Annotated in this window: 19 protein-coding genes and 1 pseudogene; all 20 read left to right on the top strand. The window is 40.6% G+C overall.

The features are described from left to right. The first annotated feature begins 2 nt into the window (after positions 1-2). The 20 genes and pseudogenes from SKA34_RS20495 to tldD all read left to right on the top strand — a co-directional run bounded on the left by SKA34_RS20495 (position 3) and on the right by tldD (position 23,324). Positions 3-1,714, top strand: a pseudogene (locus SKA34_RS20495) (GspE/PulE family protein). A gap of 14 nt (positions 1,715-1,728) precedes the next feature. After that, a complete protein-coding gene (locus SKA34_RS20490) occupies positions 1,729-2,955 on the top strand; it encodes a type II secretion system F family protein (protein WP_006647389.1) in 1,227 nt (408 codons plus the stop codon). Continuing rightward, complete coding sequence (locus tag SKA34_RS20485) at positions 2,936-3,412, top strand: hypothetical protein (protein ID WP_006647388.1); 477 nt, start codon at positions 2,936-2,938, stop codon at positions 3,410-3,412. The genes SKA34_RS20490 and SKA34_RS20485 overlap by 20 nt, the downstream gene beginning before the upstream one ends. Before the next feature lie 30 nt (positions 3,413-3,442). Next, positions 3,443-4,033, top strand: coding sequence for a type II secretion system protein (locus SKA34_RS20480; RefSeq protein ID WP_006647387.1), 591 nt, complete (start codon positions 3,443-3,445; stop codon positions 4,031-4,033). A gap of 14 nt (positions 4,034-4,047) precedes the next feature. After that, positions 4,048-4,518 carry a type II secretion system protein gene (locus SKA34_RS20475; protein ID WP_006647386.1) on the top strand — a complete coding sequence of 157 codons (471 nt, stop codon included), beginning with the start codon at positions 4,048-4,050 and terminating at the stop codon, positions 4,516-4,518. A gap of 89 nt (positions 4,519-4,607) precedes the next feature. After that, the gene (locus tag SKA34_RS20470; RefSeq protein WP_006647385.1) at positions 4,608-5,075 is read left to right on the top strand and encodes a type II secretion system protein; all 468 of its coding nucleotides are present in this window, start codon (positions 4,608-4,610) and stop codon (positions 5,073-5,075) included. Between the two features lie 19 nt (positions 5,076-5,094). Continuing rightward, entirely contained in the window at positions 5,095-5,559 is a 465-nt protein-coding gene (locus tag SKA34_RS20465; protein ID WP_006647384.1) for a type II secretion system protein, read from the top strand. A gap of 105 nt (positions 5,560-5,664) precedes the next feature. Next, positions 5,665-6,147 (top strand): prepilin-type N-terminal cleavage/methylation domain-containing protein, encoded by a 483-nt coding sequence (locus tag SKA34_RS20460; RefSeq protein WP_006647383.1) that lies wholly within the window; start codon positions 5,665-5,667, stop codon positions 6,145-6,147. After that, positions 6,144-6,761, top strand: coding sequence for a prepilin-type N-terminal cleavage/methylation domain-containing protein (locus tag SKA34_RS20455; RefSeq protein ID WP_006647382.1), 618 nt, complete (start codon positions 6,144-6,146; stop codon positions 6,759-6,761). Before SKA34_RS20460 ends, SKA34_RS20455 begins: the two co-directional genes overlap by 4 nt. Then, positions 6,761-7,486, top strand: coding sequence for a PilW family protein (locus SKA34_RS20450; RefSeq protein ID WP_006647381.1), 726 nt, complete (start codon positions 6,761-6,763; stop codon positions 7,484-7,486). The genes SKA34_RS20455 and SKA34_RS20450 overlap by 1 nt, the downstream gene beginning before the upstream one ends. After that, positions 7,476-7,916, top strand: coding sequence for a hypothetical protein (locus SKA34_RS20445; RefSeq protein WP_006647380.1), 441 nt, complete (start codon positions 7,476-7,478; stop codon positions 7,914-7,916). Before SKA34_RS20450 ends, SKA34_RS20445 begins: the two co-directional genes overlap by 11 nt. A 273-nt stretch (positions 7,917-8,189) precedes the next feature. Further along, positions 8,190-12,218 (top strand): DUF6701 domain-containing protein, encoded by a 4,029-nt coding sequence (locus tag SKA34_RS23375; protein ID WP_006647379.1) that lies wholly within the window; start codon positions 8,190-8,192, stop codon positions 12,216-12,218. Positions 12,219-12,344: 126 nt separating this feature from the next. Next, on the top strand, positions 12,345-13,388 hold the full coding sequence (locus SKA34_RS20435; RefSeq protein WP_006647378.1) for a rod shape-determining protein: 1,044 nt from the start codon (positions 12,345-12,347) through the stop codon (positions 13,386-13,388). A 43-nt stretch (positions 13,389-13,431) separates the two neighbouring features. Next, complete coding sequence (mreC, locus tag SKA34_RS20430) at positions 13,432-14,409, top strand: rod shape-determining protein MreC (RefSeq protein ID WP_006647377.1); 978 nt, start codon at positions 13,432-13,434, stop codon at positions 14,407-14,409. Then, positions 14,399-14,887 carry a rod shape-determining protein MreD gene (mreD, locus tag SKA34_RS20425; RefSeq protein ID WP_005371109.1) on the top strand — a complete coding sequence of 163 codons (489 nt, stop codon included), beginning with the start codon at positions 14,399-14,401 and terminating at the stop codon, positions 14,885-14,887. The genes mreC and mreD overlap by 11 nt, the downstream gene beginning before the upstream one ends. An 89-nt stretch (positions 14,888-14,976) precedes the next feature. After that, complete coding sequence (locus SKA34_RS20420; protein WP_006647376.1) at positions 14,977-15,549, top strand: nucleoside triphosphate pyrophosphatase; 573 nt, start codon at positions 14,977-14,979, stop codon at positions 15,547-15,549. 12 nt (positions 15,550-15,561) lie between these two features. After that, positions 15,562-17,031 (top strand): ribonuclease G, encoded by a 1,470-nt coding sequence (gene rng, locus SKA34_RS20415; protein WP_006647375.1) that lies wholly within the window; start codon positions 15,562-15,564, stop codon positions 17,029-17,031. A 31-nt stretch (positions 17,032-17,062) separates the two neighbouring features. Further along, a complete protein-coding gene (locus SKA34_RS20410; protein ID WP_069358474.1) occupies positions 17,063-20,929 on the top strand; it encodes a YhdP family protein in 3,867 nt (1,288 codons plus the stop codon). Positions 20,930-21,040: 111 nt separating this feature from the next. Continuing rightward, positions 21,041-21,859: a carbon-nitrogen hydrolase family protein gene (locus SKA34_RS20405; protein ID WP_006647373.1), complete on the top strand. Its 819-nt coding sequence runs from the start codon at positions 21,041-21,043 to the stop codon at positions 21,857-21,859. Positions 21,860-21,878: 19 nt separating this feature from the next. Continuing rightward, on the top strand, positions 21,879-23,324 hold the full coding sequence (tldD, locus tag SKA34_RS20400; protein ID WP_006647372.1) for a metalloprotease TldD: 1,446 nt from the start codon (positions 21,879-21,881) through the stop codon (positions 23,322-23,324). Positions 23,325-23,408: the final 84 nt, after the last annotated feature.

The following is a 23,408-nucleotide window of genomic DNA, read 5'->3' as shown; positions in this document are numbered from 1 at the left end:
CGATGCAAATTCGATTACGTAAACGCTTAGGCGACCTTCTGGTTGATGAAAATATCATTACTCAGCAACAACTAGAACAAGCACTGACAAAACAGCAATCAACGGGACGTAAGCTCGGTGACACCTTAATTAATTTAGGATTTCTTACTGAACAGCAAATGCTTCAGTTTTTGGCGCGTCAGCTTGATGTGCCGCTTGTTGATTTAACACGAGTGCAAGTTGATAGTGAACATGTTGGTTTACTTTCAGAAGTAAATGCGCGTCGCTTGCGTGCGTTAGTTTTAGGTCAGCACGGTGATACGGTTCGTGTTGCGATGAGCGATCCTGCTGACTTAGCAGCGCAAGAGGCGGTGTTTGATCAGCTCAGCCAATACCGTGTTGAACTAGTGATTGCGCCAGAGCGTCAATTGTTGGCTGCTTTTGATCGTTACTATCGCCGTACTCAAGAAATTGCGTCATTTGCTGAGCAATTAAAAGCAGAACACCAAGATCACCACACATTCACATTCGGTATGGAAGAGGCCGACAATGAAGAAGTGACTGTTGTAAAACTGATCAACTCATTGTTTGAAGATGCAGTGCAAGTGGGCGCTTCAGATATTCACATTGAGCCAGATGCCGATGTATTGCGTATCCGCCAACGTATTGATGGTGTACTGCATGAAAATCTGATTGATGAAAGCAGTATTTCTTCTGCGCTAGTATTGCGTTTAAAGCTTATGAGTGGCCTCGATATTTCTGAAAAGCGTCTGCCTCAAGATGGACGCTTTAACATGATGGTACGAAACCGCTCGGTTGATGTGCGTATTTCTACCATGCCAATTCAACATGGTGAATCGGTGGTAATGCGTTTACTTGATCAGTCAGCCGGTATTTTAAGCCTTGATGAAATCGGTATGCCGGATGATATCGTGCAGCGTTTTCGTCGTCAGTTAAAACGTCCGCATGGCATGATTTTGGTAACAGGGCCAACAGGTTCAGGTAAAACTACGACGCTATATGGCGCATTAAGTGAGTTAAATAAGCCGGGTAAAAACTCATTACAGCAGAAGATCCGGTGGAATATCGATTGCCGCGTGTTAACCAAGTTCAGGTAAACAGTAAGATAGGGCTTAATTTCTCATCTATTCTACGTACTTTTTTACGTCAGGATCCCGATGTCATCTTAATTGGTGAGATGCGTGATCAGGAAACAGTCGAAATTGGCTTGCGCTCGGCATTAACGGGTCATCTAGTTTTATCGACACTTCATACTAACGATGCGGTAGACAGTGCACTGCGTATGATAGATATGGAAGCGCCAGGTTACTTGGTGGCAAGTGCCGTTCGTGCAGTATTAGCACAGCGATTGGTACGCCGTATTTGTAGTGATTGTGGTCAAGATGCGGCTTTAGAGCCGGGACAAAAAGCGTGGCTAGAAACCCGTTTCCCATTCTACAACAATCATGTATTCCGTCGTGGACGAGGGTGTCATAGCTGTAACTTTACCGGTTATAAAGGCCGTATTGGTGTATTTGAATTACTTGAGATGCGCCAAGATATAATGGATGCGTTACGTCAAAATAATGCGGTACTATTTACCCAACTTGCGAGAAAGAGTGAAGGCTATAAACCGCTGGTGGAATCTGCAATGGATCTTGCTTTAGCGGGTAAGACCAGTATTGATGAGGTACTGCTTCTTGGTGAAGGTGAAGTACTGGATGTTCTTAACTAGTAGTAGAGACGAAGATGGCAGTATTTAGCTACCGAGGACGCGGTGAGAAAGGCCAATTAAAACAGGGAACGATTGAAGCATCAAACTCTGATGCTGCTGCCGATCTCTTGATACGTCAAGGTGTGATCCCTCTTGAGATCCGAGAAACGCACGGCAAAGCAAAAGGTCAAGCGTTTGATTTAAGTGCTTTTTTTCAAGCGCAATTACCGCTAGAAGTTCTCGTAATCTTTTGTCGACAGCTATACAGTTTAACCAAAGCGGGTGTCCCACTATTACGGGCTTTTAAAGGTTTATCGCAAAGTGCGAGTCACCCTTTATTAAAAACAACCCTAGAAGCGTTAACCCTTGATTTAACAAATGGTCGCGCGTTGTCAGTGGCGATGCAGCAACATCCTCGGGTTTTTTCTCGGTTATTTATCTCGTTGATCCATGTCGGTGAAAATACGGGTCGTCTTGATCAGGTATTGTTACAGCTTGCGAACTACTACGAACAAGAGGTAAATACCCGTCGCCAAATTAAGTCGGCGATGCGTTATCCCACATTTGTATTAACGGCCATCGTGATTGCAATGGGGATATTAAATACCAAAGTTATTCCACAATTTGCGTCGATGTTCTCGCGCTTTGGCGTTGAACTGCCATGGCCAACCCGAGTGTTAATTGGAACATCAAACTTTTTTGTTCATTACTGGCCGATGATGATTGGCGTATCCGTCGCTATTTGGTTAGGTATACGATTTTGGCGTAATACGCCAAAAGGGGCGGAAAAGTGGGATAACTGGCGTTTACGTATGCCTATTACGGGAAGCATTGTCAATCGTGCTCAAATGGCACGTTTTGCTCGTACGTTTTCTTTAATGATCCGCGCTGGTGTACCTTTAAATCAGGCGATTCAAATGGCTGCGGAATCGTTAGGTAACCGCTTTTTAGAAAATCGCTTGATAGAAATGAAGCAAGGGATCGAAGGTGGTAGCAGTATTTCAAGTACGGCAACCAAGTCAGGGGTGTTTACGCCACTCGTTTTACAAATGATTGCCGTGGGCGAAGAAACAGGTCAAGTCGATGAATTACTCTTAGAAGTCGCTGACTTTTATGATCGTGAAGTGGAATACGATTTAAAAACATTAACGGCTCGAATAGAACCCATCATGCTGGTTGTTGTGGCTGGCATGGTGTTGTTATTAGCCTTAGGTATCTTTTTACCTATGTGGGGAATGCTCGATGTCGCTAAGGGATCGTGAGTTACAGCACAAAAAAAGGTTACAAAATATTTCATGGCTAATAATTACATTTATATTAATAAGTGTTTTGTTATATGAATGGCAGCAAGTACAAAAAGATGCCAAGTTTCTTCAGTTTGATTTAACTCGTAATAATTTGTATCAAGGTGCTATAAACCTGCGTCATAACTGGGAATTAAATAATAAACCTCATTACGACAAGGTTGGTGATATTGCATTTAAATATACCCAATTAGGATGGCCTATTGTATTGAAACAGGGGGAATTGGACTGCCCTAAAATATGGTCTTTATTATCAAATGAAATAGGAAAGCCTGAATATAACTCACTTAGTTATAGAAAAGCTGATGATTCAAGTAGTTATAATACATGTTTATATGACATAGGCATTAAGAAAAAATTGGCAATATCTTATATTAATGACAAAATACATATTACCAGCAATTTATCGCTATAGTGTCGGGGCTCTTACTGTAAGGATAGGGAAATGAAAAAAAACGCCGGCTTTTCGCTTATCGAATTAGTCGTTGTGATTATTGTGCTCGGGATCTTAGCGGCAACCGCTTTACCTCGGTTTATGAATATCACCGATCAGGCTAAGCAATCTGCAATAGAAGGAATGACGGGTGGTTTTGCAACCGCTGTGATTTCAGCAAGAGCACAATGGGAAGCGTATGGTCGCCCTGTCGATAGCGGAAATAATAATACTGTTGATTACGACGGTACTGAATTTAAATTAACCCAAGAAGATACCACGTTGAATATACGTCCTGGTTATCCGTTTGCGTTAAATACCAGTGTAACAACTGATGTGGTCGATATTACTGCCGCCGACTGTTTAGATTTGTTGCAAGAATTGATGCAGAACCCACCGTTAGCAACGACATCCCGTGATGCTCTTGCGAGTGGCAAAGATTTATATTTCGTCACGGTTGAAGGCACTAGTGCCGCTAAACAGTGTCGTTATTACCAGCTAGCATCAGCTAGCAAAAATAGCTCTGGCGAAGTGAAACCATTAGCTGGGCATTCTTTTACTTACCAGCCGGCAGTGGGTCGTGTTGAAGTAGATTTGAAATAAAGAGAGAAATGTATATGAAACGTCAAGGTGGCTTTACGCTAATCGAATTAGTCGTTGTTATCGTGATTTTAGGTATTCTTGCGGTAACGGCTGCACCTAAGTTCATGAATCTTCAGAATGATGCACGTAAAGCATCACTAGAAGGTTTAAAAGGTTCTATCCAAGGCGCTGCAGGTATCGTGTACGGTAAAGCTGCTATTAATGGTTTAGAAGCAAGTGATGCGGCTGACGCAGAGGTTTCTGGTATTCCTATTAAGTTTGGCTATCCTCAAGCGACTTCAGCTGCTCTTGGTGCGGCAGTAAATGGTCTAAGCACTGATTGGACATGTGGTACACCAAGTGGTGACTCAATTAAGTGTACATTCAAAGGTAAAGATTCATATTTGACGAGTGCTGATGCTTGTTACGTTGAATACACACAAGCTAAAAGTGTATCTGAAGCAGCAACAACAGTTGTAGTTGCTGACGGTAACTCTTGTAAGTAATACCGCAAATAGCGCTCGGATGAGCGCTATTTAATTAAGCTTCATTTGTGATGGGGCTTAATTAAATAAAACCACAAGGATGTACGTTTATGATTAAGCAAAAAGGCTTTACCTTAATTGAGTTGGTCGTTGTTATTGTTATCTTAGGTATTCTTGCAGTAACGGCTGCACCAAAGTTTTTGAACCTTCAGAATGATGCCCGTAATGCTTCTTTGCAAGGATTGAAAGGTGCAATTCAAGGTGCGGCTAGCATTGTTTATGGTAAAGCTGCGATTGATGGTGTAGAAAGCGCAGATTCTGATGCAGGTAAAAAAGTTGAGGGCATTGATGTTGTTTATGGTTATCCAAAAGCGACATCTGCTGCGCTTGCTCTTGCTGTTAATGGCCTTTCTGAAGACTGGACTTGTCAGAATGGTACTGATTTAGTTAAGTGTACTTTCAAAGGTAAAACGGCATTTTTTGAGTCTGGTGATTCTTGTTATGTTCAGTATGAACAAGCAAAAAGTTCAGCTGCTGCTATCACAAAAGTTATCGCTACTGGCGCTTCATGTAAGTAATTTTCACAAGGAAGTAAAAATGAATAAACAAAAAGGTTTTACCTTAATTGAATTAGTTATTGTTATCGTCATTCTTGGCATTCTAGCAGTAACAGCCGCCCCTAAATTTTTAAACCTACAAGGTGACGCACGTAAAGCATCATTGCAAGGTCTTAAAGGTGCTATTGATGGCGCTGCGGGTATTACTTATGGTCGAGCAGCGGTTGATGGTGTTGAATCAGTATCGAGTTCTACAACGACTGAGGGGACTGTACCAGTAGCATTTGGTTTCCCTAAAGCAACATCGGCTGCACTGGGCAAAGTTGTAACAGGCTTAAATGAAGATTGGAAAGTTGTCTCATCAGTAGATGATACTTCTATTACCTACTCTTACGAAAGTAATAGTAAAACTGATGTGTGTATTGTTACTTACACCCAAGCAACTAGCGTTTCTTCTCCAGCAACAACGGTAGTCACGTTAGGTGATGATTGTGCAGGTGAATAGTTAGGCTGTAATAAACATTTAAAGGCGCAGTCACCCGGCTGCGCCTTTTTTGTTTTAATCTGATAAATTACATAACAATAAAATAGGTCATGTTTAGGTGGTAATGTGAAGCAGCAACAAGGTTTTACTCTCGTTGAACTCATTATGGTGATCGTAATTATTGGGATCATCAGTGCCACTGCTGCTGCACGCTTTTCAGGGCGTAGCGAGTTTGATGCACAACTTACCCGCGATCAGGCAATTTCTGTTATTCGCCAAATTCAAATATCTTCGATGCAAGGGCAACGCACTCCCTTGAATATTTCTTCGCCATGTTTAGGCGTTTGCGATGCCGCTAATTCAGAAAAGGATGGTAGTTTGCGTCAATCACAAACCAATACCGAATTTTCATTAGCTGATGGTGGGAATACACGTGCTAATTTGTACTTTAATTTACTTGGGCAGCCAGTCAATACAACATCGACGTTAGTGTGTGCTAACGGTTGTACTATTACGATTACGGCAAAAAATAAACAAACTGCCAGTATTTGTATTAATAGCCAAGGTTATGTGTATAAAAAGAAAGATGATAAGGTGTGTGGTAAGTGAACACTTACATAAAACAACGCGGTTTTACCCTTATTGAAGGGATCATCACTATTGTATTACTCGCTATTGCGATGATTACTTTAGTGAGTTTTCTTTTTCCTCAAGTTGAGCGCTCTGCGGTTCCTCAATATCAAGCGCGTTCAGCGGCAATGGCTGATGCGATTTTTAATGAGATTTTAGCGCGTCAGTTCGACCAAAACTCTGACCCTAATGGTGACAGTGTTTATCGCTGTGATGAAGATATTACTCAAGTAAAAATTGATCCATGTACCTTGGCAACACGGTTAGGGCCAGATGACCCTTTAGAAGCTACGAATCCTGCAATGGCTAATGACGTCGATGATTTTATTGGCTGTTGGGGAGATACAACGCAGTGCTCTAACCCTTATACATATAATGGCAATAATTATGTTAAACCCAGTTTAACTTCTCGCCGTGGCGAATTAACAGATTTAGTACCAAGTTTATCTACCGCTAATTATGCCCATATTTATGCCACCATTAATGTTGAGGATATGTCCGAGTCTCCAAAGACTCTGAAGAAAATCACAGTGAGTGTGGATGCTGGACGCTATGGCAAATATTATTATATCGCCTATAGAGGAAATTATTGATGGCTAAGCCGCGCGGTTTCACTCTATTTGAAATGGTGATAGCAATTGTCGTGCTATCTATCATTATGATTGGTATTGGTAGTTATATTGCGATTGGTGTGAAGGGGTATACCAATACGGTTGATCGTGAGCGATTACAGTCTCAAGCCCGATTTTTAGTTGCACGTATGACCAAAGAAATCCGTCATGCAGCACCGAACAGTTTAAGTTATACATCTAATTGTCTGAGCTTTTATCCGATTATTGCTCCAGCGGTGTATTACGATAGTTTACAGAATAACACTAATACTATTGCGATAACTCCATTACGTTTTTCTACTAACTGGAGTAGCAGCGGTAATTTTGTTGCAGTGGGCTTTATCTCATCTGAACAGTATGAAAATAAAAAAATAGCAGTGAGCAGTATTACAGAACCAGCTTCAAAAGATGGGACGTATCAATTGGCATTAACGTTGTCAGTAACGACATCTTCAGCCGGTAAACGATTATATTTATACAAAGATAAGATCAGTTATTGCCAAAGTGGTACGACTATTGTGCGAAAGGTCAATGATGAGCTTAAGGGCGTATTAATGGCTGAGAACATCGAAAAATTTATACCTAATGTACAAACCACGGGCTTAAACAGTAATGCGATAGCGTTATTTTCTATTCAGTATCTAGACTTACGTACTCAAGAAAAGTCAGTTTACAACCATAGTGTACAGGTGATGAATGTCTTATAGCAGTTATAACAAGCAACGTGGTAGTGGCTTAATGATAGTGTTGTTTGTCATTGTCGTTATGGGGCTTATGGCTATGGTGATGACGAAAATTGGTGTCTCTAGTCAAACGATGACGACGAAAGAAGTGCTCGGAACACGGGCATGGTTTACAGCACACTCAGCCAATGAAGTGGTGTTAACAAAGATTTTTCCATTAAAAGAGAAAGAGAATGGTTGTAAGAGCTATACGTCGCAAGAAGTTGCAAACATGATGCCGCCATTCCAAAAAGGGTGCCAAGTAATAAAGGTGGTATGCACACCTAAAAGTATTAGGTTATTAAGCGGTAAAAAAGTGAATGAGTATCACCTAGAAAGTACAGCTACCTGCGGTAGTAATAACGTAGCAATGACACGTACCCAAGAAGTGTGGGCGAAAGATTTAAATGAATAATATTTTTTATCTCGTTAATGATGCTGTACCGTAACGAGTCGATATTGGGATGGTAGTGAATTTATTAAAAACAGTGATGATTCAAGCTTGCAGCTGATTACCAGTAAGTCTTATTTATCTAAAAGCCGAGAGTGCGACTCTTGGCTTTTTTGTATGTGATTATTTACTTTGAATGTAGATGTTTTCGTTATTAATAATTAAAATATTAAGTTGAGTTCAGTTAGATACCCTTAATGCATGGACTAGCCTTTATTTTGGGTAATAAGGATGTTTATGCGTTTATGTCTTAAGTTAATCAACGTTTTATTTTTCAGTTTATTCTTTTCATGGCAAGCGCATAGTGCTCAGTATGAATTTGGTACATTCGATACCAGTACATGTTCATCATTTATTTTATCTGAATCAGCGGCTGCTTATGAGGATGGGTCTGGTTGTGTTGTTAGATTAAAAAATACATATGCGACAAAGCCATTGGTATTTTTAATGCCAACAATACCCAGTGATAATCCAGATGATGATGCCCCTCAGACTCTTGCCTTACTAAATGTTACAAAAAAATCTTTTTCCGTAGCACAAATAGTGGCGCCACTTTCTGACTCATATTCGTTATCACGTAATCAAATGCCAGTGATTTCTTATTTAGTTATTGAAGAGGGGGTGACAACATTTGAGGATGGGCACCAAGTATTAGCAGGCAGTACGAATACTAAAAGATATTCTGCTGATGGTAGAAGGTCTTCACCTGCATATGAAAGAATAAACCTATCTGCTTACTCTTGGTTAATAAGTGAATCGCCGATTATTCTTTCTGAAGTTCAAACGAGAAATAATAAACGCTGGTTAACGACCGCGACTAAAAATATATCTTCAACGAAGTTTGACTTAGGTCTTGAACTTACGCGTGTGAATATAAAAGATAAAGATAAAATTATCTTAAAAGAAAAGGAGAAAATTGGTTATTTAGTCAGTATTCCTAATATTGGTGAAACGAATGGTTATGACTATGAATTTTCATCAGGTGATATAGTTTCAAATTCTGGTAAGTTTAAGCCATTAAAGTACACGTGTGACACTCTTATAAACCTACGACAAACTTACACCGCACCTCCGAATTTTATTGCGGGGAAGTTGCAGCGCCAAGGTGGACAAGGTGGTTGGGTTCGTCAATGTAAGAAGTCATTAACACAGGTGAGTTTTGTTGTTGATGAAGATATCCCACCATGGACGTATATAGGTCAACGCGCGCATATAAAAGAAAAGGTGGGCTTTTTTGCTTTCGCTAAAAAGCCACTGGCCAATAATAATATTTGTAAATATTTCTTAAGCCCAGCTCAAACATGGCAAGGTAATAGTTCTCCGAGTTTGCAAATCGGGAAAGATAGTCGACTAATAAATACTGTTGAAATAAAAAATAAAAGGTATGTCGGTTTTCGCCAAGAAAGTATTAATAATTACCTTGATAAAGGTTGTGATGATTCTCCATGTAATGAGAGTCAAAATTTAATTGTAAAGAAAGAAGATAAGCCTCAACTTCCTAGTTTTAAAGAGAATAAAAGTAATAATGAATTTGATGCTGGAAAACAAATTGAACCAGAGATCCCATACAGTGAATATAAAAATTTGTATGTTAGAGGAGGAGCTATAACCTTAAACAAAGATATGAAAATTGAAACATTATCTTTAGATTCAAATAGTCAGCTAACATTAAATACGGGCACCTACTGGATCGATAGCTTTATCGTTAATGGTTCTCGAATTATTGTCCCTAAGGATAATAAAGTAATTATCTATACTAGAGGGTATTCTTTTAATCATAGCTCGGGAACTAATGGCTCTTTAATTAATGTAGATGGCAGTCCTGACAATTTGGTGATCTACGCATATAATGAGCCACCAACTTCGACTTTGTTATTTAAAGATTTTAACGCAGTGTCTAACAGCTCTGTTGTAAAGGCGCTTATCTATTCAGAGAAGAAAACGAACTTAAGCAACAGTGCTATGGTTTATGGTTCAATAACTATTAATCAAGTTGCTTTAACGAATAAGTCTAAAATCATTGGGCAAAGTGAGTGTTTTGACTCTAAACCTGATAATTATATTTTAGATATTAAGCCATCAACTGCGTTTTCATTAACCTGTGATTACTTACCCGTTACGTTTAGTGTAAACAATGAAGACGGAACGCTAGCTGACACCTACTCTGGTTCAGTATCGGTGAGCACTAATATTACAACAGCTGGAAAAGCATCGTGGTTTCCAATTAATAGTGAAACGCCTTATAAAGATGTTTCAGAAGTCGCTGACGTCAATATAAAAAATGGTGTTGGTCAGTTGCGGCTGAAAAGCCATGATTATATCGGCAATATAGCGGTTAAAGGACAATTAAATAATTCACCATCAACCAATACCGTTAATGGTAGTTATACTTTTGTACCATTTAAATTTGCTATTTCGCCAAGCCCAATAAAAGTAATTGCGGGCAAACCTAGGGAAAATATTAAAGTAAAAGCACTTGCTTGCGAAAATGATCAAGTAACGATTGCAACTGGTTATCAAGGTGATAAACCGTTAGTTATGACGAGTACTTTCTTACAGCCAACAAGCCGCGGGAATGGCGACTTACAAATAAAGGCTATAAATAGTGACTGGCAAACGTCTCAAGAAACATTCTCTTTTGATAAGGGAGTGTCGACCTTTGCACTGAAATATTCCGATGCAGGTATTGTAGGGTTAACTCTTGCTGATCCTAACTGCTCGTTATCAACTGGCTGCGATATTTTTTCTACAGATGATGAATTACCAACAGAGTTTGGGAGTTGGAAACAATTAGAAGGCTCTGTTGAAGTGTATGCCCGCCCATGGACATTTGCTGTGTGTCCCAAAAATCAAGATGGTGAATATGTTAAAGCAGACGGCACATCATCATCAGGTGAAGGCTTTTTGGCGGCGGGTGAGAAATTTAATATTGATATAAAACCTATAGTCTGGCGCAGTTCGGGATCCGAAACTGCAGATATTAATAGTCGGTATTCTAATAGCATTAATTTGTGTGAAAGCACAATTACACCTAACTTCTCTAAATCAGGTGCTCCAGCAGCAAGTGTTGAATTATCTATCCCATCAGATCATTCAATAACACCTGAGAATGGTGAGCCAGGTGAATTGCAAGGTGTTAAATTAAAACAACACACTGAAGTTTTAACCTATACCCGTTTATCTTGGAATGAAGTCGGCAGTGTGCGTTTACAAGCGAATACGACAGCACAATATTTGGGTATGAATATTAATCAAGGTTATCGCAACACTGGACGTTTTTATCCAAAGTATTTTGCGTTATCGAATAATCAAGTGACACCTGCTATTAGTCACTTTACTTATTTAGAACAACCGTTTGGTGCTGCATTTACAATTAATTCTTATAACAGTAAAGGGCAGAAAGTTAAAAACTACCATCGTTTTTCGAGCCCACTAAAAAGTGAATTTGAATTGGCATCAGGTAATAACCTCGATGGTAAAAACTATGAATCACTTGATGAGCGTTTAAAGCAATACAACGGTAAAAATGATTTAGTCGATGTAACATTACCACTGTGGGGTGAAAATACTATATCTAATGAGTCTGAAATAGTTTTCCAACCAAATAATTTAGTTGTACAGCGTTTATATTTAGATGTGATTCAACCAAATAAATCCCAGCCTGATGGTCCCTTTTCTAACTGGCAATTGAGAGTAAAACAAACCTCAACACCTGATAATGTAAAATGGGATGATAACGAACAGGTATCAGAACATGGTGCATTGGTGGGTGATAACGATTTACGGTATGGACGCATGACACTTAGTGATGCGATCAGCCAATTTGATCAACCCGTTAGCCTCCCGTTAAAGATTGAATATTGGGATGGTAGTGAATTCCAAACAAATACTGATGATAGTGGCTCAACATACAACAGTAATTATTATTGTAAGCTGGCATTATATCCGGTTGATGGATCTAATACATCGATATTAACAACCAATATAACGGGAAATGTCAGCGATGGTAAAAGTGATGAAATTGAAGCTCATCCACAACTATCAACGCCTGCTAATTATAAAAAACAACAAACCCGTTTTTGGTTACGTATTGCAAATGAAACACCTGCCAATATTGGTTGTAGCCAAACCAACAAAGAATACCAACCTTGGCTAACCTATAACTGGCGAGCATTAGGCGATGAAGATCCATCCGCGATTGTGACATTTGGTGTTTATCGCGGGAGTGATCGCATCGTTTATCGAGGTGAAAAAGGGTTAAATTAGACCTTAACGCAAATAAATTGCAAATCTGTGGTAGGTTTGACAATCCTTACCTTGTTTCAGTGCCTAGCGCTTGGTACATTTAGTGCAATTTAACGAATTTTGAGCTTTCAGGATTAGCCGAAGACTATGTTTAAAAAACTTCGTGGCATGTTTTCTAATGACCTGTCTATTGACTTGGGTACTGCCAACACCCTTATTTATGTCAAAGGACAGGGCATCGTTCTAGATGAACCCTCTGTGGTTGCAATCCGTCAAGACCGTGCAGGCGCAACAAAAAGTGTTGCAGCGGTAGGTCATGACGCAAAATTAATGCTTGGTCGAACACCAGGTAATATCGCTGCTATCCGCCCTATGAAAGACGGTGTAATTGCTGATTTCTATGTGACTGAAAAAATGTTGCAGCATTTTATTAAGCAAGTACATGACAACAGTATTCTTCGCCCAAGTCCTCGTGTGTTAGTCGCGGTGCCTTGTGGCTCTACTCAAGTTGAACGTCGTGCAATCCGTGAATCAGCACAAGGTGCTGGTGCTCGTGAAGTTTACTTAATCGATGAGCCAATGGCGGCTGCTATCGGTGCTGGTATGCCAGTATCTGAAGCTACGGGTTCTATGGTGATCGATATCGGTGGTGGTACAACAGAAGTTGCAGTGATCTCACTTAACGGTGTGGTTTACTCATCATCGGTTCGTATCGGTGGTGACCGTTTTGACGAAGCCGTTATCAACTACGTACGTCGTAACTACGGTAGCCTTATTGGTGAAGCAACCGCTGAGCGCATTAAGCATGAAATCGGTTCAGCATACCCAGGTGATGAAGTACGTGAAATTGAAGTGCGTGGTCGCAATCTTGCAGAAGGTGTACCTCGTAGCTTTACGTTAAATTCAAATGAAATCCTAGAAGCATTACAAGAACCACTAACAGGAATTGTTTCTGCTGTAATGGTTGCACTTGAACAATGTCCGCCAGAACTTGCATCGGATATTTCAGAGCGTGGTATGGTACTGACGGGTGGTGGTGCACTACTTCGCGATTTAGACCGTCTACTAACAGAAGAAACAGGTATTCCTGTGGTTGTAGCTGAAGATCCACTAACATGTGTGGCTCGTGGCGGCGGTAAAGCGTTAGAAATGATTGATATGCACTGTGGCGATCTCTTCAGCGAAGAGTAAGAATGCCTGCGTTAGTTTTCTATAAAACAGGTTATAGTGTTAGATGAAACCTATCTTTGGCAGAGGTCCTTCTCTGCAATTACGCCTGTTTCTTGCCATATTACTATCGGCTAGCCTTATGCTAGCCGATAGTCGTCTTGATGCTTTTGCCAATGTTCGTTATTTTTTGAACTCAGCAATCGCTCCGCTTCAGTATGCGGCTAATTTACCGCGTGAATTACTTGATGGCCTGAATGGTCAAATGAGTTCTCATCAGCAATTATTAGTTGAGAATAAAGCGTTGAAGCGTGATTTGTTGGTGATGAAAAGTAATGTTTTATTGCTTGATCAATTACAGCAAGAAAATCAGCGTTTAAGAAATTTATTAGGTTCACCGTTTGTTCGTGGTGAGCGTAAGATGATCGCCGAGGTGATGGCTGTCGACTCTGATCCTTACAGTCATCAAGTAATGATTGATAAAGGGCGTGTTGACGGAGTGTATGAAGGCCAGCCAGTTATTAACGATAAAGGTATTGTTGGACAGATCTCCTATGTTGGCGCGCATAATAGTCGTGTTTTATTACTGATTGATCCGACGAACGCTATTCCAGTACAAGTTGTGCGTAACGACATTCGAGTTATTGCAACAGGGACCGGAAAAAGTAATGAAATTCAACTTGAGCATGTCCCAAGCAGTACGGATATTCGTGTTGGTGATTTATTGGTGAGCTCTGGGCTGGGTGGACGTTATCCTGAAGGATATCCGGTTGCACGTGTGACTGAATTCTCTTTTGATAATAAACGCCCATTTGCACAGATTATCGCTAAACCAACAGTGCAATTTGATCGATTACGTTACTTATTATTAGTCTGGCCAACCGATAGAATAAAAGCGGCAGAAACGCCAACAATAGAATCGATTGCGCCTTCAAGTGCGGTTTCAACCATTTCTCCTGCAGTTGCTGTACCAGCAAATGGTGTAAAACCAACAGCACCTATTGAGAACAAGAAGCCTAACAATGAGGTGAATAATGCCAACTAGCCAAGCACATGGCCGAATTTGGATTTGGTTGTCATTCGTTTTTGCTCTGGTGCTGCAAGCTGCTCCTTGGCCTGGAATGTTGGAACCGTTTCGACCTTCATGGGTTTTACTGGTTACTTGTTATTGGGTATTAGCCTTACCACATCGTGTTAATGTGGGAAGTGCTTTGATTATCGGTTTATTGTGGGATTTAATTTTAGGTTCTACATTAGGTGTCCGTGGCTTAATGATGTCGGTGATTGCTTACATTGTTGCTTTAAATTTTAGAGTGCTTCGTAATCTTTCATTAGGGCAACAAGCGATTGTATTCGCGCTGTTATCATTAGCTGGTAAGCTTATTGAATACTGGGCTGAGTACTTAGTCTCAAATGTGACTTTTGAGCCACAACAATTATGGGCTGTCGTATTAAACTTTATATTATGGCCATGGTTGTTTTTATTATTACGGCGTATACGTCGTAAGTTTTCGATTCGTTAATCGCAATAACATAAAGGGGAAGCCAATCGGTCTTCCCCTTCTTTATAATTAAATGTTTTTAAAGTATAAATGTGAGTTTGAGGTGTATCATGGCTGCAATTCAATTATATCTTGCTTCAGGTTCGCCTCGTCGAATGGAGTTATTAAATCAGTTAGGCTATCAGTTTAAACGTGTTGTGGTGGATGTCGAAGAGTGCCACCAAGCAGGCGAAAGCCCTGAAAATTATGTGCAGCGTTTATCACGAGATAAAGCCTTAGCCGGAGTAAAAGCAGCGCCGACTGATTTACCTGTTTTAGGATCGGACACAATTGTTGTGGCTGATCAGCAAATATTAGAAAAACCTGTCGATTTTAATGATGCAGCGCGTATGCTGAAAATGCTATCTGGTCGTCAACATCAAGTGATGACCGCCGTGACTGTTGCAACGAAAGGAAGGATTGAAACTAAGTTAGTGATCACGCAAGTGTGGTTTAAGCCTTTGTCAGATAAAGAAATCAAAAAATATTGGCAAAGTGGAGAGCCACAAGATAAAGCGGGCAGTTATGGTATTCAAGGCTTAGGTGGCAAATTCGTTGAACGTATCGATGGCAGTTTTTATGCAGTGATGGGGTTACCGTTAGTGGAAACCGACATCCTGTTACAAGATTTTTTAAAGTTATAAGTAGAGGCAACCATGAGCACTGAGCTGCTGATCAATGTGACGCCGAGTGAAACCCGTGTCGCAATGATTGAACATGGCGTATTGCAAGAGATCCACATTGAACGTGAATCGAAACGCGGTATCGTCGGAAATATTTACAAAGGGCGAGTAAGTCGCGTACTTCCAGGTATGCAAGCGGCCTTTGTCGATATTGGGTTAGATAAAGCTGCATTTTTACATGCTTCAGATATTGTTCCTCACACTGAATGTGTGGCTGAAAATGAGAAAAAACAATTTCAGGTGCGCGATATTTCAGAGCTCGTTCGTCAAGGGCAAGACATTGTTGTACAGGTGGTAAAAGATCCTCTGGGAACTAAAGGTGCGCGTTTAACGACAGATATTACCTTACCGTCTCGATACCTTGTCTTCATGCCGGGAGCAAGCCATGTTGGTGTGTCTCAACGGATTGAAAGTGAGAAAGAGCGTGACCGTTTGAAAAAAGCGGTTTTACAGCATTGTGATGATTTAGGTGGCTTTATTATTCGAACGGCAGCAGAAGGGGCGAATACCGATGAAGTTGCTCAAGATGCCGCATTTTTAAAGCACTTATGGCGAAAAGTATTAGAGCGTCGTGCCAAGTATAAGCCACGTTCGATGCTATACGGTGAGCTAGGGCTTGCACAGCGTATCTTACGTGATTTTGTTGGTACTGAAATTGATAACATTAAGGTCGATTCACGCCAAGCATTTGATAAGCTGAAAGAATTTACAGATGAATTTGTACCTGAAGTGACAGATAATATTGAATATTATTCAGGCCAGCAGCCTATCTTTGATCTCTATGATACCGAGTCTGAAATTCAACGTTCCTTAGATCGTAAAGTTGAAATGAAGTCTGGTGGCTATTTGATCATTGATCAAACAGAAGCGATGACCACGGTTGATATTAATACCGGTGCGTTTGTTGGGCGAAGAAATCTCGACGAGACTATTTTTAATACCAATATTGAAGCAACGAAAGCTATCGCACGCCAATTACGTTTACGTAATTTAGGTGGCATTATCATTATTGATTTCATTGATATGATTTCAGATGAACACCAACAACGCGTTTTACAAACTCTTGAGCAAGCACTTTCCTATGATCGAGTGAAAACCAATATTAATGGTTTTACGCAATTAGGCTTGGTTGAAATGACGCGTAAGCGTACTCGTGAAAGTATTGAGCATGTGTTGTGTGGTACGTGTCCATCTTGTGATGGTCGTGGTACGGTGAAAACGGTTGAAAGTGTTTGCTATGAGGTGTTGCGAGAAATAACCCGAGTCAATCGCGCTTACGACGCTGACCGATTCATAGTGTATGTTTCATCGGCTGTGGGTGAAGCTCTTATGGGGGATGAATCGCATGCATTAGCTGAGCTTGAGGTCTTTATTGGTAAACAAGTAAAAATAAAGCCAGAGCCGCTATATAATCAAGAGCAATTTGATGTGGTAATGATGTAATGATACAAATGAGGAAGAGTCAGTGAACCGTATGGTGGTAAAAACCTTACGTGGTGTATTGTGGTTAGTGGTTATTGTTGCTGTAACATTGGCTATTTTGATCAGCACTATCCGCTTTTCTCTTCCTCACCTTGACCATTATCGTCAGCCAATAGCGCAGTGGCTTTCTCAGCAAACACATACGAAAATATCGGTAGAAGAAGTTGATGGACGCTGGCTACTATCGGGCCCAGAAATAAAACTTAATCAACTATCGGTGACCGAAAATAACCATTCAGCACCATTAGTTAAGGTTGGACAAGCCGAGATCTATTTGGATTTTTGGCAGTCAGTAATGAGATTTAGACCTGTTTTTAAACATGTCCAAATTGAGCAATTCGATTTAGATATTACACAACTCCCACCTAGAGCTTCAAAACCCTCTTCTGATACTTCTTTTGCTAAAAGGCTAGAGCAGTTTTTTTTCACGCGTATGGATAATGTCACATTAAAAAACGCGACGGTTACCGTTCCTTCTCCTTCTGGTAAAGCATTACATTTAGCGGTTACACGACTTAACTGGCGAAATGAGGGAGGGCATCATTTTGCTCAAGGCTCAGTAGGATTGATTAATAGTCCATTAGGTCAAGTTGACATAAAAGCAGATATTACCGAACAAGGTGGTTTGTCTAGTGTTAATGGGGCGCTATATCTCAAAGGAAAAAACATTTCGGTCACACCATGGCTAAATAAAAAATTTACTGGTGTCGCTGATATTTCAGATAGTAAATTGAGTATGCAAGCGTGGTTATCGTTAAATCAAGGCTCGATAAGTTCAGCGATGATCCAACTTGCCAAAAGTCATATTGATTGGACGGCCCAACAGAAATCTCACCAAATTATTATTAATGGTGGTGTTGTTGCGCTAAAGCCAACTTTTAATAAGCAGCAACGATTATGGCGGATTGATACTGAGAAATTTGATATTACTACCGATAAAATAGCGTGGCCTAAATTTGATATTGCAGCGCAATTTTCACTTAATAAGCAATGGCAGCCTGTAAATTGGAAAGCCGCACTGACCAATATCAAATTAGATCGATTATTACCATTGAGATCTTTTTTACCCAAGTCGAACAGTATTACGGAAGCTATCACCGAGTTACAACCGACGGGGCTGGTGACAAAAATTCGAGTTGCAGGTGAGCAAGATAAGCCAATTCACTTTTCATTAAATCTTGATGATTTAGCATTTAAGCAGTGGCAGTTATTACCTGGTATTAATAAGTTAAATGCGCGTATTGCTGGTGATACAACACAAGGTGCAGTGAAAATTCGAGTTGATGATGATGCTCTGCCTTATGGTAAGGTTTTTCCGAAACCATTAAACATCAATGATGCGACGATTGATGCGTATTGGAAACATGATAATCAAGGCACCAGTTTATGGAGCGATAAATTGAGTGTTACCACTCCTGATCTCAATGCAAAAGGGCAATTTAGGCTCGATTTTTATCAAAAAGCGCCAGCATGGTTGGCTTTCTATGGTGAAGCGTCTGTTAAAGATGCAGGGCAAGCATGGCGTTATTTACCTCGCCCAGCGCTTGGTAATAAATTAACCCATTATCTAGCTACCGCGATAAAAGGCGGAACGGTGAAAGACGCAGAGCTACTCTGGTTTGGTCCTTTAAACACATTCCCTTATCCTAATCATGATGGTGTCTTTGAAGTTAAGGTCCCACTAAAAAAAGCAAAGTTTCAGTTTGATCCTGATTGGCCATTATTAACGGATCTTAATCTTAACTTAGGCTTTAAAAATGATCGTATGACGATCGATGCCAGTCATGTAAAAACCTTATCAGCAGTCGGTTCTAATGTGGTTGGTGGTGCAAGATTAGCCCCTGATGGTCATTTGAAACTAGCACTTGATCTTGCTGCTAACGGCAAAGATGTTACAGAATACATGCTTAAAACACCATTAGCCGATTCTGTGGGTAGCGCATTACAAACGGTGAGGGTTAGCGGGCCTGTTACTGCTAAATTAACGCTTGATATTCCTTTTGACGGCAGTGATGTGGATGCGAATGGTCAGGTGTTTTTGAAAAATAATCGTATCGACTTACAAACACCATCTCTGATTGTTGATAATACTTACGGTAGTTTAACCTTTGATAATGCAAAAATTAGGGCTGAAGGACTAAGCGGTAAGCTATTTGAGCAACCGGTAAGGCTTGGGTTTACAGGTAATAGTGTTGAAAGCAATCACTACCGAGTGAATGTTAATGTTGCTGGTGATTGGCAAGTAGGCCGTTTACAACCTTATGCTCCAGCTCAATTATTAAATCACCTATCCGGTAGCAGTGATTGGAAAACAGATGTTCAGGTAGATTTAAACAATGACAATTTTACTTACAAAGTAAAAAGTATACTACCTCTTACCCATATCAAGAGTGATTTACCCTATCCGTTATCTTATCAACCCAAGCCCAATCAATCGCAGTTTATAACCGTGAATGTTGATGGCAATGCACAAACGTTTAATGGGCAACTTCAGTTACCAGATGCTGCTTACCAAGTACGCGTGAACCTTATCAATGGAAAACCACAGTTAGCAGCGAGTGATTTGATGATTGGTAAAAAAGATATAGAGCCAACATTAGGTATTGGACATGTGGTGAATATTGATACTAAAGTATTCAATGTTGATCCGTGGATCGCTCTTGCGAATAAGTGGCAACAATCAAACACCAATAAAAGGCATGGTAATGATGGTGGGGTTATATGGCCGATCCCAAATAAGATAGTGGCAAAAGTTAAGCAGTTAACGTTGGGCGGATTAGTGTGGGATGATGTTAATTTGCATGTTAAGCATGGTCATCAGTGGTCCGCGAAAGTAGAGAGCCGACAAGCTGAAGGCTATATTACTTGGGATCAGAAAAAGACGGTGAATGCGATTTTTAAATCCCTTCATCTTAACTTTCCACAATTAGATAAAAAGTCAGTTACTCAGCAGCAAGCTGATGTTACTAAAAAAGCACCTCCTTTGTTATCTCCGGTAGTGACAGCGCTAGATCGTAAGGTAATGGCTGCGATCCCTGCTATTAAACTTACGGTATCGGATGCCTGGCTTCAGGGCTACCGATTAGGGCAAGTCAATGCTGTGCTTGAAAAGTCCTCAAATCAATTAACATTAAAAACATTCAATATTAATTCAGGTAATATCAAATTAGATGCAAATGGACGTTGGTATTTTAAAGATAACCGTAATCATTCCGCGTTAAGTTTCATAGTGAAAGGTGACAATAGCTCCGATTTATTAAGTCGCTTTGGTATTGAAGGTGGCGTGCAAAATGCATCGTTTGATACGAGCATCTCGGCATCATGGCAAGGTTCACCTTGGGCGATGGATCGCCGAACATTAAATGGCAACGTGAAAACAGATGTTGGCAAAGGGCTGGTAAGTGGTGCATTTGGCGCAGGGCGATTGCTTGGCCTGTTTAGTTTAGATTCTATTATTCGAAAAATGCAGCTTGATTTCTCGGGGGTATTTGATAATGGCTTAGCGTTTAACTATATCAAAGGAACTGGAACAATTAAGCAGGGAACTTTTTATAGTAACGATATTAAGATGCAAGCATTAGCGGGTGATATGTACATTAAAGGTAAGGTTGATCTGAACAATGAAAAGGTCGATGCAAATGTGAAGTTTATTCCTGACTTTACCTCGGGCATACCTGTTTTAACTGCTTTTGCTGTTGCGCCACAAACAGCGTTATATGTGTTAGCTATTTCAACGGTGTTATCGCCAGTGTTAGATGTGATCACCCAAGTTAATTATCAAGTAACTGGACCGATTGAGTCGCCAAATGTTACTGAACGTTCACGTTTATCGGGCGAATATACTGTACCTGATAAGTAAGCAATAAATGAATATATTGCGTTAATTTTTATCAGTGATACAACAAAGAAAGAGTAATTTAGACTTTAGAATGATTGCGAGCAACGAGTTTATAGGCTCAGGGAGAATATCATGGCGAAGATTGGCTTAGTACAAATGAATTCGGGAGCCGATCCTGAACATAATCTCACTAAATTAAAAAAGAAAGTGAAAGGGCTTCAGCTACAAGGAGCTAAATTGGTTGTTACTCCTGAAAATACTATAGTTTTTGGCAGTAAAGCGGATTACCAGAAATGGGCTGAACCACTCAATGATGGCCCATTTCAAAATGAATTATCAGCATTAACTGAAAAGTTAGGTATTTGGCTTTTACTGGGTTCCATGCCTATTTTGCAACCCGATGGTTCAATTACATCAACCAGCTTGTTATATAACGATAAAGGCCAACTCCAAGAGCATTATAATAAACTACATATGTTCGATGTCGATGTTGCTGATAAACACCATAGTTATCGAGAGTCTGATACTTTTAAAGCGGGTGATGAGCTTAAAGTCGTAGAAACACCGTATGGCAATATCGGCATGTCGATTTGTTATGATGTAAGGTTTCCATTGCAATATAGTGCATTACGCGCACAAGGTGCTGATATTATTGTTGTACCCGCTGCTTTTACTAAATTAACAGGTAAAGCGCATTGGGAGGTATTATTACGAGCTCGTGCTATTGAAACTCAGTGTTGGGTGATTGCCGCAGCACAATGGGGCGAGCATAATGAAGGGCGAGAAACATGGGGCCACTCAATGATTATTGATCCTTGGGGGCAAATTGTTGCGTGTCAGCAGCAAGGCACCGGTGTTCTGACTGCCAATATTGATTTACAATTATCTGAGAAGATCCGCGCCAACATGCCTGTTGCTGAACATACTAAATTTTGTGTTCAACCGCGCTAAATAATTTAAGAGCGAATTAATGACCCTTAACACCGTAGAAAATACCATGCTAGACCAATCAGGTCTTGGCCGTGATGAACTGCATAATATTCTTGGGCTAATTGCAGCAAGAGATGTGGATTATGCCGATATTTATTTCCAATCTTGCTGGCATGAGTCATTAGTACTGGAAGACAGTATTATTAAAGATGGTTCGTTTAATATCGATCGCGGTGTAGGTGTACGTGCGGTTGCTGGCGAAAAAACAGGTTTCGCATATTCTGATCAAATAAACCCATTGGCATTAACGCAAAGTGCAAAAGCAGCACGTGGTATTGTGCGCCAAGGGGGGAATGGCAAAGTACAAACCTTCAGTCCAATAACACCGTCGGGTATTTATGCGCCTATTAATCCATTAAGCAGTCTTGATAAATTCCAAAAAATCGCATTATTGGAAGAAATTGATCGTTATATTCGTACCAAAGAGCCGTTAGTCACTGAAGTGTCTGTTAGCATCAATGGTGTCTATGAAGAGGTATTAGTTGCCGCGCTTGATGGCACTTATGCGGCAGATATTCGCCCGCTTGTTCGTTTATCTATCAGTGTCCTGGTTGAAAAAGGCGACAAACGTGAGCGTGGTAGTGCGGGGGGCGGTGGTCGTTACGGCTATGAAATGTTCTTAACTGAAACCGATGGTAAAAGCCAAGCATTGTATTTTGCTGATGAAGCTATCCGCCAAGCATTGATTAACCTAGAAGCAGACGCAGCCCCTGCAGGTACCATGCCTGTGGTTTTAGGTGCAGGTTGGCCGGGCGTGTTGTTACACGAAGCTGTGGGTCATGGTCTTGAAGGTGACTTTAACCGTAAAGGTTCATCGATGTTCTCTGGTCAGTTAGGTGAACAAGTAACATCACCGCTATGTACCATTGTTGATGACGGTACACTGGTTGATCGTCGTGGCTCTATTAACATTGATGATGAGGGGACACCGTCGCAATACAATGTGCTGGTGGAAGGCGGTAAGCTGAAAGGTTACATGCAAGATAAGCTTAATGCACGTCTAATGGGCGTAGCACCTACCGGTAATGGTCGTCGTGAATCATATGCGCATTTACCTATGCCTCGCATGACAAACACTTACATGCTGCCTGGTGAGCATACACCGGAAGAAATTATTTCCAGCGTGAAGAAAGGTATCTACGCCCCTAACTTCGGTGGTGGTCAGGTCGATATTACATCGGGTAAATTTGTATTCTCTGCATCAGAAGCTTATTTAATTGAAAATGGTAAGATCACTCGCCCAATTAAAGGCGCAACCTTAATTGGTAGCGGTATTGAAGCGATGCAGCAAGTTTCTATGGTTGGTAATGACTTAGATATCGACCGTGGTGTGGGTGTATGTGGTAAAGCGGGACAAAGTGTGCCTGTGGGTGTTGGTCAGCCAACCCTGAAAATTGATTCAATGACGGTCGGTGGTACAGAGTAAATCTTCTCGCACGTCTATTTGATAAAGAAAAAGCCAGAAGGGATAAACCTTGCTGGCTTTTTTACTTTATCAAAGCTAGAAAAT

Origin of the sequence: Photobacterium sp. SKA34 (genome assembly GCF_000153325.1) — a bacterium.
Taxonomy (GTDB): Bacteria; Pseudomonadota; Gammaproteobacteria; order Enterobacterales; family Vibrionaceae; genus Photobacterium.
The sequence above is the reverse complement of the archived record's forward strand: the minus strand, read 5'-3'. Positions and strand labels throughout refer to the sequence as shown.

Excerpts from the sequence above, each read along its gene's own strand:
- SKA34_RS20490 (WP_006647389.1), top strand. The coding sequence starts at position 1,729 with ATGGCAGTATTTAGCTACCGAGGACGCGGTGAGAAAGGCCAATTAAAA.
- SKA34_RS20485 (WP_006647388.1), top strand. The coding sequence starts at position 2,936 with ATGTCGCTAAGGGATCGTGAGTTACAGCACAAAAAAAGGTTACAAAAT.
- SKA34_RS20480 (WP_006647387.1), top strand. The coding sequence starts at position 3,443 with ATGAAAAAAAACGCCGGCTTTTCGCTTATCGAATTAGTCGTTGTGATT.
- SKA34_RS20475 (WP_006647386.1), top strand. The coding sequence starts at position 4,048 with ATGAAACGTCAAGGTGGCTTTACGCTAATCGAATTAGTCGTTGTTATC.
- SKA34_RS20470 (WP_006647385.1), top strand. The coding sequence starts at position 4,608 with ATGATTAAGCAAAAAGGCTTTACCTTAATTGAGTTGGTCGTTGTTATT.
- SKA34_RS20465 (WP_006647384.1), top strand. The coding sequence starts at position 5,095 with ATGAATAAACAAAAAGGTTTTACCTTAATTGAATTAGTTATTGTTATC.
- SKA34_RS20450 (WP_006647381.1), top strand. The coding sequence starts at position 6,761 with ATGGCTAAGCCGCGCGGTTTCACTCTATTTGAAATGGTGATAGCAATT.
- SKA34_RS20445 (WP_006647380.1), top strand. The coding sequence starts at position 7,476 with ATGTCTTATAGCAGTTATAACAAGCAACGTGGTAGTGGCTTAATGATA.
- SKA34_RS23375 (WP_006647379.1), top strand. The coding sequence starts at position 8,190 with ATGCGTTTATGTCTTAAGTTAATCAACGTTTTATTTTTCAGTTTATTC.
- SKA34_RS20435 (WP_006647378.1), top strand. The coding sequence starts at position 12,345 with ATGTTTAAAAAACTTCGTGGCATGTTTTCTAATGACCTGTCTATTGAC.
- mreC (WP_006647377.1), top strand. The coding sequence starts at position 13,432 with ATGAAACCTATCTTTGGCAGAGGTCCTTCTCTGCAATTACGCCTGTTT.
- mreD (WP_005371109.1), top strand. The coding sequence starts at position 14,399 with ATGCCAACTAGCCAAGCACATGGCCGAATTTGGATTTGGTTGTCATTC.
- SKA34_RS20420 (WP_006647376.1), top strand. The coding sequence starts at position 14,977 with ATGGCTGCAATTCAATTATATCTTGCTTCAGGTTCGCCTCGTCGAATG.
- rng (WP_006647375.1), top strand. The coding sequence starts at position 15,562 with ATGAGCACTGAGCTGCTGATCAATGTGACGCCGAGTGAAACCCGTGTC.
- SKA34_RS20410 (WP_069358474.1), top strand. The coding sequence starts at position 17,063 with ATGGTGGTAAAAACCTTACGTGGTGTATTGTGGTTAGTGGTTATTGTT.
- SKA34_RS20405 (WP_006647373.1), top strand. The coding sequence starts at position 21,041 with ATGGCGAAGATTGGCTTAGTACAAATGAATTCGGGAGCCGATCCTGAA.
- tldD (WP_006647372.1), top strand. The coding sequence starts at position 21,879 with ATGACCCTTAACACCGTAGAAAATACCATGCTAGACCAATCAGGTCTT.